Source organism: Methylophilus methylotrophus DSM 46235 = ATCC 53528 (assembly GCF_000378225.1).
Classification (GTDB): domain Bacteria; phylum Pseudomonadota; class Gammaproteobacteria; order Burkholderiales; family Methylophilaceae; genus Methylophilus; species Methylophilus methylotrophus.
The window spans coordinates 187,091-201,598 of the sequence record NZ_KB905142.1 but is presented as its reverse complement, the minus strand read 5'-3'; the positions used below and the strand labels follow the sequence as shown (position 1 = coordinate 201,598).

Annotated in this window: 10 protein-coding genes; 9 read left to right on the top strand and 1 reads right to left on the bottom strand. The window is 50.9% G+C overall.

Features of this window, described 5'->3' with window-relative positions; translation table 11 throughout:
- The first annotated feature begins 178 nt into the window (after positions 1 to 178).
- The 5 genes from F463_RS0107510 to adk all read left to right on the top strand — a co-directional run bounded on the left by F463_RS0107510 (position 179) and on the right by adk (position 6,387).
- Entirely contained in the window at positions 179 to 2,563 is a 2,385-nt protein-coding gene (locus tag F463_RS0107510; RefSeq protein WP_026295418.1) for an LPS-assembly protein LptD, read from the top strand.
- A complete protein-coding gene (locus F463_RS0107505) occupies positions 2,560 to 3,876 on the top strand; it encodes a peptidylprolyl isomerase (protein ID WP_018986454.1) in 1,317 nt (438 codons plus the stop codon). The genes F463_RS0107510 and F463_RS0107505 overlap by 4 nt, the downstream gene beginning before the upstream one ends.
- A 3-nt stretch (positions 3,877 to 3,879) precedes the next feature.
- Positions 3,880 to 4,878 carry a 4-hydroxythreonine-4-phosphate dehydrogenase PdxA gene (pdxA, locus tag F463_RS0107500; RefSeq protein ID WP_018986453.1) on the top strand — a complete coding sequence of 333 codons (999 nt, stop codon included), beginning with the start codon at positions 3,880 to 3,882 and terminating at the stop codon, positions 4,876 to 4,878.
- Complete coding sequence (gene rsmA, locus F463_RS0107495; protein ID WP_018986452.1) at positions 4,875 to 5,648, top strand: 16S rRNA (adenine(1518)-N(6)/adenine(1519)-N(6))-dimethyltransferase RsmA; 774 nt, start codon at positions 4,875 to 4,877, stop codon at positions 5,646 to 5,648. Before pdxA ends, rsmA begins: the two co-directional genes overlap by 4 nt.
- 85 nt (positions 5,649 to 5,733) lie before the next feature.
- Positions 5,734 to 6,387: an adenylate kinase gene (adk, locus tag F463_RS0107490; protein WP_018986451.1), complete on the top strand. Its 654-nt coding sequence runs from the start codon at positions 5,734 to 5,736 to the stop codon at positions 6,385 to 6,387.
- A 66-nt stretch (positions 6,388 to 6,453) separates the two neighbouring features.
- On the opposite strand, the gene F463_RS0107485 is transcribed toward adk, so the two are convergent.
- Positions 6,454 to 8,652, bottom strand: a complete 2,199-nt coding sequence (locus tag F463_RS0107485) for a TonB-dependent receptor family protein (RefSeq protein ID WP_018986450.1) — start codon at positions 8,650 to 8,652, stop codon at positions 6,454 to 6,456.
- A gap of 299 nt (positions 8,653 to 8,951) precedes the next feature.
- On the opposite strand from F463_RS0107485, the gene leuS reads away from it, so the two are divergent.
- The 4 genes from leuS to F463_RS0107465 are packed head-to-tail and all read left to right on the top strand — an operon-like array spanning position 8,952 to position 14,418.
- Complete coding sequence (gene leuS / locus F463_RS0107480; protein WP_018986449.1) at positions 8,952 to 11,567, top strand: leucine--tRNA ligase; 2,616 nt, start codon at positions 8,952 to 8,954, stop codon at positions 11,565 to 11,567.
- A 15-nt stretch (positions 11,568 to 11,582) separates the two neighbouring features.
- Positions 11,583 to 12,092, top strand: coding sequence for an LPS-assembly lipoprotein LptE (locus F463_RS0107475; protein ID WP_018986448.1), 510 nt, complete (start codon positions 11,583 to 11,585; stop codon positions 12,090 to 12,092).
- Positions 12,093 to 12,094: 2 nt separating this feature from the next.
- Positions 12,095 to 13,138, top strand: coding sequence for a DNA polymerase III subunit delta (gene holA, locus F463_RS0107470; RefSeq protein WP_018986447.1), 1,044 nt, complete (start codon positions 12,095 to 12,097; stop codon positions 13,136 to 13,138).
- Positions 13,139 to 13,161: 23 nt separating this feature from the next.
- Positions 13,162 to 14,418, top strand: a complete 1,257-nt coding sequence (locus F463_RS0107465; protein ID WP_018986446.1) for a glutamate-5-semialdehyde dehydrogenase — start codon at positions 13,162 to 13,164, stop codon at positions 14,416 to 14,418.
- Positions 14,419 to 14,508: the final 90 nt, after the last annotated feature.

Sequence of the window (14,508 nt, the reverse complement as noted above, 5' to 3'; positions counted from 1 at the left end):
TCAGCCCGTGCTCTCGGGCAATGCTGTTAAAATGCGGCTGTTATTTTAAGTGAAAAATGACTTTTTAAGCGTTTTAATGAATAATATAGCGCAATTGAATGGGGCATCCGGCCGCACGGCCCGACATGCGTGCACATAACACTCTGCGATGAGCAGGCCTGACCGAAACGATCACTCTTTGAATAATTTGCAAGCTTACTCATCTATCTCTCAGGAACGTGGCATCCGTCTGATTTTTGCGCTGATCGCAATCAGTACGCTTTCGTCAGGCTCGGCACGTGCGGATGATGAAGCTGGCCAAGCGCCCATCATGGTCGCTGAAAATGCCACCTTGCCTGGTGCCATTGAAATTGAGGGTGACAGTTTGCAATTGCGCATGGACAGGCAAATGCGCGCCGTCGGTAACGCGGTCATTCGTAAAGACGGTCAGCAAGTCACTGGGGATGAAATCCGTTATGACATGCAAAACGATGAGCTACAGGTAGATGGCAACGCCACGATCACCGCCGGGGAAACCAAAATCACCGGTCCCTTGTTGCGTATGCGCATGAGTGAAAGCATAGGTGAAATGCGCGATGTTTCGATTGAATTCAAAAGCAGTCCGCCACCGCCCAGCAACCAGGATAGCAGCGCACTATTGAATGATGACGCCATCCTGATCAGCGACCCCAAACGATATCTGGAAGATAATCAGTCTTACAGCGCTCAGCAGAAAACGAGTGCCTTTGACAACATCCGCGCGACAGCCAAACAAGTACTGTTTGAAGGGCAGAACGTCAAACGGCTGAAAAAAGCCAGCTATACCTCCTGCGCTGCCGATGTGGACGACTGGTACATCAAGACCAACAATCTCGAACTCAATGACTACACGCGTACCGGGGAAGCTACCAATGCCTATGTGGAGTTCAAAGGTGTCCCCATTTTGTACACACCCTGGATGAGTTTCTCGTATAACAACCAGCGGAAAAGCGGTTTTCTGGCGCCATTGTGGGGATCAACTTCCAGAAGTGGTTTTGAACTGCTGACGCCTTACTATATTAATATCCGCCCGGATATGGACGCCACAGTCGCGACTCGCTTCTTGAGTAAGCGCGGCTTGCAATTGCAAGGCGAGTTCCGTTATCTGGATGAAAACTATTCCGGTATTAATAATTTCGAGTATCTGGATAAAGATGACATGACGGGCCAAACCCGCTTTTACGCAAAACTGTCGCATCTGCAACGCTTCAGTGAGCATTGGTCGGGCGGCTACAATCTTGAAAAAGTGTCTGATGACACCTACTTCTCTGAAATGGCAACACGAATTCAGGTCACTTCTCGTGTTAATTTGCCGCAAAGTGTGTTTGCAAACTACAACAGCGAGCATCTTACTTTCAACGGTACGATACAACGTTATCAAAACCTGGACAATATTTCCTTTGTTTATCAAAGACTTCCTCAACTGACATTGACATATAACGATGAGTGGAAAGGATTTAAAACCCAGACTGGCGCGCAATATGTCAACTTTCAGCCTATGGACGAAATGTTAAATGCTGCTGGGGGGAGTCGCCTGAGTGTGTATCCTTCAGTCTCTTATCCGATGAAGAATTCATATGGATATGTCACACCTAAAGTTGGCGTGCAGAGTACTCAATACAGTCTGAACAATAATATCCCTCTGGGATACTCCCAGGAATTCAATCAGATAAACCGCACACTTCCTATCGTGAGTGTCGACTCAGGTATTTACTTTGACCGAGACGCCAATCTGCTTGATAAAAACTATACGCTGACCATGGAGCCAAGGGCTTATTACGTGTATATTCCATACAAAGATCAAAGCAGAATCCCTATTTTTGATACTTCACTCAATACGCTGAACCAAAACTCGATTTTCTATGAAAACCAGTTCAGTGGCGATGACCGTATCAACAATGCCAATCAGATGACAATGGCGCTGACCAGTCGTCTGATTGATAGTGAAACCGGGATTGAGCGTTTAGCCGCAACCATTGGTCAGCGCTTTTACTTTGAAGATCAGAGAGTGACTCTGCCGAATGCATCAGTGAACACCCGAAAATCTTCTGATCTGCTTGCAGGATTTACTGCTCGCTTATCCAGTCGCCTCAATTTGGATACATTTTGGCAGTATGACCCCGAACGCAGCAATACAGAACGTAATAACTTTCTGTTACGTTATAACCCGGAGCCTGGCAAATCATTTACTTTTGGCTATCGCTACACCGCAAATACGCTTGAACAGCTAGATACTTCAGCCCAATGGCCGTTAGGATCAGGATGGTATGGTATTGGCCGCCTGAACTACTCGATCCGAGATTCCAATGCCGTCCAGTTCCTGGGTGGTCTTGAATATGATGCTGGTTGCTGGCAGGCCCGCGCTGTCATGCAACGTGTTCAGACAGCCACTGCGAATGCCAACACCGCCATGTTCTTCCAACTCGAACTGGGCGGTTTAACTTCTATTGGTGCCAACCCCCTCAATGTCATCAAGCGCAATATCCCAAGTTATATGCGCACTTATGACTTACCATCAATTTACAGAGACCAGAACTCGCAATGATGAAAAGATTATTTACCCTCCTGCTATCGACCATTGTGTTTGCGTTGAGTGCAACATCTACCGTGTTATTGGCCGCAGAGAAAGCGCCTATTGAGAAGATGGACCGTATTATTGCGGTCGTTGACCAATCCGTCATTACGGAAAGGGAACTGCTGGGCCGTATGGAATCGGTAAAAGCACAAATGATCAAGAAAGGCGTGGAGGTACCACCGGACGATATCTTGCAGAAGCAGATTCTGGAGCGCCTGATTGTGGATAGCCTGCAGCTGCAACTGGCAGCACAAACAGGTATCAAGGTAGATGACGCACAACTGGACAAAACCATAGAACGGATTGCCGAACAAAACAATATGACCATGCCAGCCTTTAAAAAAGCGCTGGAAGAGGATGGCATGAAGTTTTACAAATTCCGTGAAGATATCCGCAATGATATTATCCTGGCACGCCTGCGGGAGCGCGACGTGGACAACAAGGTCAATATTTCTGAGGCCGAAATTGACAACTACCTGAGCACCCAAGAAAAAGAAGGCGACCTGGATGAGTTCAATATCTCGCAAATATTGATCCGCTTGCCTGAAGACAGCTCTCCTGAGGATATCCAGAAAGCCAGGACACGCACTGAACAGGTGATTAAGGCTTTGTCTGAAGGCATGAGTTTTGAAAAAGCATCTGCCAACTTTTCAGATGCGCCCAATGCACTGGATGGCGGCGCACTGGGCTGGCGTAGCGGCCAGCAAATGCCTCCAGAATTTCTTGAGCTGATCAAAACGCTGCAAGTCGGTGGCGTCTCACGCCCGTTCCGTAGCGGTAATGGGGTGCATATCCTCAAACTGAATGAGAGACGCGCCGGCACCAGCACCCTGATTGTCGAGCAAACCCATGTACGTCATATCCTGCTCAAGCCAAATGAAGTGCTGTCCGACAAAGAGGCCAAGCAGAAAATTGAAGGCATCAAGGAGCGTATAGACCACGGCACACCGTTCCAGGATATGGCACGCCAATATTCTGATGACGGCAGCGCCTCTAATGGCGGCGATTTAGGCTGGATCAGCCCAGGTGACACGGTTCCTGTATTCGAGAAAACCATGGCTGAGTTAGCTGTTAATGAAGTCAGCGCACCTATCCGCAGTCAATTCGGCTGGCATGTGATCCAGGTACTGGAGCGCCGCAAACAGGACATGTCCAAAGAGTCCAAGCGCCTGAAGGCTCGCCAGGAAATCCGTGCGCGCAAGGCTGAAGAAGCCTATAACGAGTGGATACATGAACTGCGTGACAAAGCCTTTGTCGAGCTGCGGTTAGAAGACAAATTCTAACGCATGAACCACTTACCGCGCATTGCGATTACTGCTGGCGAACCCGCCGGTGTTGGCTTGGATATTTGCGTTAAACTCGCCCACACGGCCATGCCTGCGGCCCTGGTGGTCCTGGCAGATCCACAAGCTTTGCAGGCCCGGGCTTCGCAGTTGGGCTTACCTGTAAAAATAACGCCTTACTCAGAAAACCTCATACCGCATGCCGGTGACGGTAATTTAACAGTGCTACCAGTGGCCACAGCCCTCCCCGTGGTCGCAGGTGCGCTCAATCAAAATAACAGTATTGCCGTATTAAACATGCTGGATCGCGCGTTATCAGGCTGCCAGGCTGGCGAGTTTGATGCCATGGTCACGGCCCCCGTGCATAAAGGCATTATTAACGATGCCGGGATCGCATTTACTGGCCACACAGAATATCTGGCAGAAAAAACCCATACCGAACAAGTGGTAATGATGCTGGTTGGCGGAGGTATGCGGGTGGCGCTCGCAACCACGCATTTGCCACTGACACAGGTCAGTCAGGCCATTACCGCCAGTGCACTCACCACCACCATACGTATCCTGCATCACGACCTGGTGCACAAATTCGGTATCACCCAACCACGTATCTATGTAGCAGGACTCAACCCGCATGCCGGGGAAAATGGCTATCTGGGCATAGAAGAAATTGAAACGATTAACCCGGTGCTAGACCAGCTGCGTGCAGAAGGGATGCAACTGATCGGTGCCCTGCCTGCAGACACTATGTTTTCGCAAAAGAACCTGGCGCAAGCCGATGCCTTCCTGGCCATGTACCATGACCAGGGCTTGAGCGTCCTCAAACATGCCAGCTTTGGCGAAGGCGTCAATGTCACGCTAGGACTACCGATTATCCGTACATCCGTCGATCACGGCACCGCCCTGGATATTGCCGGTAGCGGCAAAGCTGACATTGGCAGCATGCTCAGCGCCATCCAGCTTGCCATCGATTTGTCAGAGTCACGCCATCCAAAGAATTCATGAAACATATCGCCAAGAAAAAGTTTGGTCAGAACTTCCTCATTGACCAGGGTATTATCCAAAGCCTGATTAATGCCATCCACCCGCAAGCAGATGACGTGATGGTGGAAATTGGGCCTGGCCTCGGTGCGATGACTCAGCCCTTGATTAAACATCTGGATCATCTGCATGTGGTTGAAATTGACCGTGACATTATCCAGTGGATGCAAGGATTTTACCCGCCCAAGAAAATCACCATTCACAATTCGGATGTATTGAAGTTTGACTTCGCTACCCTTGGGGATCGCATACGCGTCGTTGGCAATTTACCTTATAACATTTCCAGTCCCATCCTGTTCAAACTGCTGGAAAACACGGCGCAGATCATAGACATGCACTTTATGCTGCAAAAAGAAGTGGTGGAGCGCATGGTGGCAGAACCGTCGAGCCCGGAATATGGGCGTTTGTCCGTCATGCTGCAATACCACCTGCAAATGGAGTATCTGGTCACCGTACCTCCCGAAGCCTTTGATCCGGCGCCCAAGGTCGAGTCAGCCTTTGTACGCTGCGTGCCTTATGCCAAGTTGCCCTACCCGGCCAAAGATGAAGCCCTGTTTGCCAAAGTAGTCACGGCTGCATTTGGCCAACGGCGTAAAACCTTGCGCAATACGCTAAAAGGGCTGCTTGATGACGCTGGCTTTGCCGCCTTGAATATAGAGTCACAGTTACGCGCCGAGAATCTTGGCGTAGCTCAATTTGTCGCCATCAGCAACTACCTGACAGAAAACGCCTAATCCTCGCAAGCCTGCTTTACCTGATTTAAAGCTTAGCCTGATATAATCCTATTTTTCTATTCAACACCCATTTTTGGAGCATGTTATGCGTTTGATTCTGCTGGGCGCCCCCGGTGCCGGTAAAGGCACACAAGCCACCTTTATCAAAGAAAAATTTAATATTCCGCAAATTTCCACTGGTGATATGTTGCGCGCAGCAGTCAAGGCAGGCACCCAATTAGGTCTGGAAGCCAAAAAATTTATGGATGCCGGCGGCCTGGTGCCCGATGAAGTCATTATCGGCCTGGTGAAAGAGCGCATCAAGGATGCAGACTGCGCCAATGGTTTTCTGTTTGACGGCTTTCCACGTACCATTCCGCAAGCAGAAGCCATGAAAAATGCTGGTGTCGCCATTGATTATGTGGTGGAAATCGACGTCCCGGATGCTGCCATCGTTGAGCGCATGAGCGGCCGCCGCAGTCACCCGGCTTCAGGCCGCACTTACCACGTCAAATTCAATCCTCCTAAAGTGGAAGGTAAAGACGACGTGACCGGTGAAGACCTGGTACAACGCGACGATGATAAGGAAGAAGTCGTGTTGAAACGTTTGCAGGTTTACCACGACCAGACAGAGCAATTGATTGGTTACTACTCAGACTGGGCCAAGTCAGGCGTCAGCGGTGCGCCGCAATATGTCAAGGTCAATGGCCTGGGCGAACTGAATACGATTAAAGAAGAAATTTTTGCGGCGTTGAAGTAACAGCGCGTATCGCATTAAACAAAAAGCCCGCAATTGCGGGCTTTTTTATTCGCGGGGATAACGGTACTAGAAGTCGTACCGTATGCCGCCAAATACTTGACGCTGGCGGCCTGCCACCATGCCATCCACACGGCTGGCTAGGTATTCCTTATCGGCCAGATTATAGGCACTCAGGAAATAGGACAGGTGACTACCCACAGGCCTGTAATTCATAGTCGCATTGAGCAAAGTGTAAGCAGGAATACGTCCAGTGCGTCCAGACAATATGTCTTCTTCCGAACGGCCTTCGCGATAGGACAAATCTTCTTGCTGCTCACTCACATAATCAATACCTATGCGAGCATCAAATCCAACCGGATGTTCATAACCAAAACTGAGAGATGCCAGATGCTTGGGGGCATAAGGCAATCGGTCACCATTGAATACATCCGCCGCTGCATTGGTTTTCCTGAACTTGGCAGTGAACAAATTGGTATAAGAACCTGCTACGTAGAAATTATGCACTGTATCGTATATGTGCCCTAAATTGATACGGCCACCCACCTCTACTCCACTTTGTTGTGACCTGCCGCCATTGATAAACGAACCGGAAGTTGGACCTGCCACCACAATATCGTCAAATACGGTATGAAACAATGTGGTCTCAAAGGAGACTCCTTTGATGTAATTCGAACGCATTCCCAGTTCCCAATTAGTACTTTCTTCAGGTTTGGTATTCACTACAGTGGCTGTGTTGGCACCACCGGGAGCGAAAATATCACGGTCCGGACGTGGTGGAGCAAATCCCTTGTGCACACCAGCAAACAGCGTAGTTTTTTCAACACCGTTCCAGGTAATCCCCAATCCTGGCAACACCTTACTTTGATGATTGGTATCTTTTGACTCCGGATTATTCTGCACAGCACCTTCAGCACGCAGGATATCGGTTCTGATACGCAAATCTTCAATACGTAAACCAGGAGTGAATGTCCAATCCCCTATATAGAACGTGTTTTGTGCGTAGTAAGACTTGGCTTCCACATTGCTGTGAATTTGTTCGCGATGATCACCAAAAGATTCTGCATATCCTTGATTCTGGATGCGGGGGTCAGCACCGCGAAACTGGTTACGCTTGATATCCTCACGATGATAACGAAAACCAATCACGGCATTGCTTTCAACACCGAACAAGCTATGTTGCACATCCAGGCGCGGTTCTATGCCCCAGTATTCAAATTCTCGAGGACGCCAGCGGCCTCCACACAATTCAGCATTTGCCTCGGTTGCCACACCCAGGCCTGTACACCTGTCCATCACCGAGCGGCCACCTAAACCACCCGGATCATTGATCTGGCGGAAGGATGCCCGCTCGGATTTTGCATAATAAGCTTGTGTACTGAGCTTGACTTGGTCATTGACCTGAAACAGATGCTGCAATTGAAAAGTAGTGCGCTCATGCTCAAACACATCATTATTGCCAGTAGGCGCCTGATACTTGTCCTCGTTGTATTCCACTAGGCCCAAACCAGTTTCTGAGACATGCGAATCCTCGCGGAAATAACTAGCCTTGGCAATCAACGTATGCCTGTCTGAGAGGTTTAATTGTCCCTTGGCGGTGTATTCCTGAATCTCAAAGTCGTGATTGTCACGAATACCATCGCCTTTTTTATGCAAGGCATCAATCATCAGGCCACCGCGCTCGTCACCAGCGCCAATCGTGCCATAGAGACTGGTAAAGTCATTATTACCAAGTGTCGCTTGAACATTGCCATGTACTTGACCATCCGTTGGTACTGGCCGCGTCACAAAATTGATCATACCGCCTACCGTTTGCGGGCCGTATAAAATCTGGCCAGATCCTTTAACAACCTCAATACGCTGCACACGCTCAAGTGGTGTGGTGTAATGCGCGGCAGGGTCGCCATAGGGTGCCAAAAACAAAGGCATACCATCTTCCATCAACAACGTACGGGCAGTCCGTCTTGGGTTCAGGCCGCGAATACCAATATTCACACCCAGCCCAAATGTATTTTCCCCCACTACGTTCACACCAGGGACATTGTTTAATGCTTCCTGTACAGAAAACGGGCGACGTTCCTCTAACACTTTTTCATCAACGAGATAGTATGAACCTGGCACCGATTCTAACCTATCTGGCAAAATGCCTTTTACCACCACTGGTGGTACATCAAGCGTGGCATCCTGCCGCTCTTTTTCCTCGGCAAACACTTCCATGGCTGGATTAAACGCCAATACGGTTGCCATCAATATGCTTTGTTTTTTCATGCGTACACCCTCTTCTGTCCTTGTTGTTATCAAAAACAATCACCAGCAACATTGGTGCCAAAGCTATCGCAGCAATATTTATCTTACTGTTTTAATTAAAACAAATTATATTTATTGATATATTAATCAGTTCTAAAGGCTAGCTGATGGCGGGTTGATATCAACCACATTTATGCCGATTGCAGCATATCAACCACCAATCTTGTGAATCCTTCCCCGAGTGGCGGTTAACTCAAAACATGCCCATGCGTTCTCGGGTATAATCAACACTTCTATTTAGTTACGTTCAAGCCAAGCACATGCAACAGCAGTATCCATTCAAAGAAGTCGAACAACAGGCACAACAACATTGGGAGTCCAATCTCAGCTTTCAGGCCAAGACTGATAGCAACAAACCCAAATACTATTGCCTGTCCATGTTCCCCTACCCTAGTGGAAAACTGCATATGGGGCATGTACGCAACTACACCATTGGTGACGTGTTAAGCCGCTACCACCACATGAAAGGCTTTAATGTATTGCAGCCCATGGGCTGGGATGCGTTTGGCCTGCCTGCTGAAAATGCGGCTATCCAGAACAGCGTGCCGCCCGCGCAATGGACATATGACAATATTGCCTATATGCGCAAGCAGCTCAAATCGCTGGGGTTTGCCATCGACTGGAGCCGTGAACTGGCTACCTGCCAGCCTGATTATTACAAATGGAACCAGTGGCTGTTTTTACGCATGCTGGAAAAAGGCATTGCCTATAAAAAAACCCAGGTGGTGAACTGGGATCCGGTTGACCAGACCGTACTCGCCAACGAACAGGTGATTGATGGCCGTGGCTGGCGTACGGGCGCCGTGGTCGAGAAACGTGAAATCCCCGGCTACTATCTCAACATCACCGGCTACGCCCAGCAACTGCTGGATGACCTCGACAAACTGCCAGGTTGGCCAGAGCGTGTGAAAACCATGCAGGCCAACTGGATAGGCAAGAGCGTTGGTGTGCGCTTTGCCTTTACGCACGATATCAAAAACAGTGACAACCAGTTAATTGATGGCGGCAAACTGTGGGTATTCACCACACGTGCCGACACCATCATGGGCGTCACTTTCTGTGCTGTGGCAGCAGAACATCCACTCGCCACGCATGCGGCGCAAAACAACCCGGCGCTGCAAGCGTTTATCGAAAAATGCAAACAAGGCTCAGTGATGGAAGCCGACATGGCGACCATGGAAAAAGAAGGCATGGACACTGGCCTGACCGTTACGCATCCGATCACAGGTGAGCAGGTGCCTGTCTGGGTGGGCAACTATGTGCTGATGACTTACGGTGAAGGTGCCGTGATGGCCGTGCCTGCACACGATGAGCGTGACTTTGGCTTTGCCAAGAAATACAACTTGCCGATCAAACAAGTGATTAGCGTGGTCGGCCAGGAGTTTGACCTCGCTAGCTGGCAAGAGTGGTACGGCGACAAAACCAAAGGCGTGTGCATACACTCAGGCAAATACAATGACATGGGCTACACTGAAGCCGTGGATGCCGTGGCTGCTGACCTGGCCGAGAAAAATCTGGGCGGTAAGCAGACCAACTGGCGTCTGCGCGACTGGGGGGTCTCCCGTCAGCGTTACTGGGGCTGCCCTATCCCTATCATCCACTGTGACAGCTGTGGTGACGTTCCCGTGCCAGACGACCAGTTACCGGTCAAACTGCCGGAAGACTGTGTGCCGGATGGCTCAGGTAACCCGCTCAACAAGCGCGAAGACTTTTTGAATTGCACTTGCCCAAAATGCGGCCAACCAGCCAAACGCGAAACCGATACCATGGATACCTTTGTGGATTCCAGCTGGTACTACGCACGTTATGCCTCAGGCTTTAGCGACACTGCCATGGTCGATGCACAAACCAACCACTGGATGCCGGTAGACCAGTATATTGGCGGTATTGAACACGCCATTTTGCATCTGCTCTACTCCCGCTTCTGGAGCAAGGTCATGCGCGATCTTGGCCTGGTCAATTACGACGAGCCGTTTGCCAACCTGCTGACGCAAGGCATGGTGCTCAACCATATTTTCTCGCGCCGTACCGCCAAAGGCGGCATTGAATACTTTGCCCCAGAAGAAGTGCAACTGGTACAAGACGAAAACGGCAAAATCACGGGTGCCAAGCTGGTAGCCGATGGCTCAGCCATTGATTACCAGGGCATAGGCACCATGTCCAAGTCCAAGCGTAACGGCGTAGACCCGCAATCCCTGATCGAACAATATGGTGCAGATACTGCGCGCTTCTTCATGATGTTTGCTGCGCCGCCAGAGCAAACCCTGGAATGGTCAGACAGTGGCGTGGAAGGTTCACACCGCTTCCTGAAACGTGTATGGAATTTTGGCTACGCCTTGGCAGACATCCAACCAGCCGACCTGCCAACCAAGCTGACTGGCGAACTCGCCAATCACAGGCGTGAAATCCACAGCGTGCTCAAACAAGCCAATGTTGACCTGGCAAAACTGCAATTCAATACGGTCGCATCCGCCTGTATGAAAATACTCAACACGCTGGAAAAAGTGCAGAAAGAAGCTGAAAAAGACTGGCAAGCCGTCGCCTTTGAAGGTTACAGCATCCTGCTACGCGTGCTGTCACCTATCGCGCCCCATATCACGCAAGTCATGTGGCAAAGTCTCAAATTGGGTGCCGATATCCTGACTGCCAAATGGCCAGAGCCTGCCAACTCCGCACTGGTACAAGATGAGGTCGAATACGTGGTGCAGGTCAACGGCAAACTGCGTGGCAGCATCAGCATTCCCAAGAGCATGGCCAAGGAACAGATTGAAGCCACCGCCGTCAACCAGGACTTTGTACAGAAATTCCTCAATGAAGGCAGTGTGAAAAAAATCATTGTGGTGCCTAACAAGCTGATTAATATTGTGGTGGCTTAACCTAAGGAGCGAACGTTGCTGCTAACACTCAAGCATAAGAGTCTGACTGTCTGGTTGAGCATGCTGGCATTGTCAGTCATGCTTACTGCTTGCGGTTTCCATTTACGCCAACCTTCGCCGATTGCGTTTAAAACCATTCATATTAAAGGCACAACGCAGATCAACAAGGCACTCCAAACTGCACTGACCGAGCAAGGCGTCAAAGTGGTTGCCGATCCTCAAGATGCTGAACTGCAACTGGACCTCCTTAAGGAAGAAAACGAACAGCGCATCCTGTCTCTGAGCGGTACCGGTGTGGTGCGGGAATACGAACTGTACTATCGCGTGCAATACCGTACCAAAATGACTGAAGAAGCCGTGTGGACCTTACCACTGATTATGGAAGGCCGTCGTGACTATACCTATAACGACGCCAACTTGCTGGCTAAACAAGCCGAACAAAAGCTGCTGACCGACAGCATGCAAACCGATGTCCTCAATGGCATTCTGCGTCGCCTGTCTGCGCTGAAAAAAGCGCCACAATAAACATGCGCATCCAGGTAGCGCAACTGGCTCAACACCTGCCGCCGAGACAACACTTGTTTGTGCTGGCGGGTGACGAGCCGCTCTCCATCACCGAAGCCCTAGACCAGATCCGCGCCGCGGCGCGCCAGCATGGCGCTCAGGAACGCGCCAGCTTTACGGTAGAACGCTACTTTAATTGGCGACAAGTCAGCCAGTTCCTGCAAAGCTTTTCGCTGTTTGCCGAGCAACGTATCCTCGAAATCAACATCCCCACCGGCAAACCCGGCGTAGAAGGCGCTAAGGCCCTGCAGCAACTAGCCGAGCAACCCGCAGCCGATACCACCATTATCATCACCCTGCCCGCGCCAGACCGCGACATGACCAGCAGCGCCTGGTATGAAGCGCTGTCACAGCATGGCGTGTTACTGGTGCTTAACCAGGTGCCACTGGCGCAATTACCGGAGTGGATTGCGCAACGCCTGGCCATGCAGCAACAAACGGCCGATGAAGCCTCACGCCGTTTTATTGCCGAACAGGTAGAAGGCAATTTGCTCGCCGCACACCAGGAAATCCAGAAGCTGGGCCTGCTCTACCCGCCTGGCCCCTTGTCCGAAGACGCCATCAGGCTATGCGTACTCAATGTGGCACGCTTTGATGTCTCGCAGCTGGGAGAAGCCATGCTGCAAGGCGACCAGAGCCGCGTCATGCGCATTATTGAAGGCCTGCGTGAAGAAGGTGAAACCGCCGTCGCCGTCATGAATCCGCTGGTCTGGTTATTCCGCCCGCTCTTGCAGGTACGCCTCGCCATGCAAAACGGCCAGGCCGCACAAACTGCCATGAGCCAGGCCCGGTTATTTGGGGATCGCCAGATACTGGTGAAACGCGCATTGGAATTTTTACCGCAAAAACATATCGAAGCTGCTTTGCAAAAATTGTCAGACATAGACCGCATGGCAAAAGGCGTAGGGGATGGTGACCCCTGGCTTGAGCTCTCCCGCCTTTGCAGCGGCATTGCGCGCATGGCAGCCAATAAATCTGCCAGGGCAGCGGCAGCAAGGTCTCGTTAAGGTTTTAATATAGAATAATGGTTATGGACATTCAACACTACATGAAACAACTGGGTGAGCAGGCGCGTGCCGCTTCCCGTTTGATGGCAAAAGCCGACACCAACACCAAGAACCAGGCCTTGCGCAATATTGCCGCCCTGATCCGCCAGCACGAAAAAGCGCTGCTCGCGGCCAACCAGCAAGACATGAACGCCGCCAAAGCCAACGGTATGGAGTCTGCCATGCTCGACCGCCTGGCCTTGAGCGAAAAATCTGTCGCCACCATGGCAGAAGGCCTGGAGCAAATCGCCAGTCTGCCAGACCCCATCGGCGAAATGGGCAATTTCAAATACCGCCCTTCCGGTATCCAGATCGGCCAGATGCGCGTGCCACTGGGCGTGATCGGCATTATTTACGAAGCCCGTCCTAACGTGACAGTAGATGCCGCCGGCCTGTGCATTAAATCCGGCAACGCCTGTATTTTGCGTGGCGGCTCCGAAGCCATCCACTGCAACCAGGCGCTGGCCAAACTCGTGCACCAGGGCCTGCAACAGGCGGGCTTGCCACAAGCCGCCGTGCTCGTGGTAGAAACCACAGACCGCGCCGCCGTGGGTGAAATCATCACCATGAAACAATATGTGGATGTGATCGTGCCACGCGGTGGCAAAGGCCTGATCGAGCGCATTAGCAACGACGCCCGTATTCCAGTCATCAAGCACCTGGACGGCAACTGCCATGTGTATGTCGATGACGAAGCAGACCTGGAAAAAGCCGTGCGCATTCTTGAGAATGCCAAAACCCAGCGCCTGGGCACCTGCAACACTGCAGAATCACTGCTGGTGGCCCGCAGCATTGCCAAAACCGCCCTGCCTAAACTGGCAGAGATGCTGCTGAGCAAAGGCGTGGAAATCCGCGGCTGTGATGAAACCCGCGCCATCGTGCCACAAGCCAAAGCGGCGACCGAGGAAGACTATTACACCGAATACCTTGATTCAATTATCTCGTGCAAGGTAGTGAGTGGCGTGGATGAAGCGATTGAGCACATCAACAAATACTCCAGCCAGCACACCGAAGCCATCGTCACCGAAAACTATACCAAGGCACGCCAGTTCCTGCGCGAAGTGGATTCCAGCAGCGTCATGGTCAACGCCTCCACGCGCTTTGCCGACGGCTTTGAATACGGCTTTGGTGCAGAAATCGGTATTTCTACCGACAAACTGCATGCACGCGGTCCTGTTGGCCTGGAAGGGCTGACGTCACTGAAATATGTCGTTCTAGGTGACGGCCACGTTCGAGCATAAATTGCATGAATTGGGCACATCACGTTGTTGCGCGGTGCTCGAAATCCTCATGTACTACCATGTACATTGGTTACGGCCGCTGTGCTTAAC

Excerpts from the sequence above, each read along its gene's own strand:
- F463_RS0107505 (WP_018986454.1), top strand. The coding sequence starts at position 2,560 with ATGATGAAAAGATTATTTACCCTCCTGCTATCGACCATTGTGTTTGCG.
- pdxA (WP_018986453.1), top strand. The coding sequence starts at position 3,880 with ATGAACCACTTACCGCGCATTGCGATTACTGCTGGCGAACCCGCCGGT.
- rsmA (WP_018986452.1), top strand. The coding sequence starts at position 4,875 with ATGAAACATATCGCCAAGAAAAAGTTTGGTCAGAACTTCCTCATTGAC.
- adk (WP_018986451.1), top strand. The coding sequence starts at position 5,734 with ATGCGTTTGATTCTGCTGGGCGCCCCCGGTGCCGGTAAAGGCACACAA.
- F463_RS0107485 (WP_018986450.1), bottom strand. The coding sequence starts at position 8,652 with ATGAAAAAACAAAGCATATTGATGGCAACCGTATTGGCGTTTAATCCA.
- leuS (WP_018986449.1), top strand. The coding sequence starts at position 8,952 with ATGCAACAGCAGTATCCATTCAAAGAAGTCGAACAACAGGCACAACAA.
- holA (WP_018986447.1), top strand. The coding sequence starts at position 12,095 with ATGCGCATCCAGGTAGCGCAACTGGCTCAACACCTGCCGCCGAGACAA.
- F463_RS0107465 (WP_018986446.1), top strand. The coding sequence starts at position 13,162 with ATGGACATTCAACACTACATGAAACAACTGGGTGAGCAGGCGCGTGCC.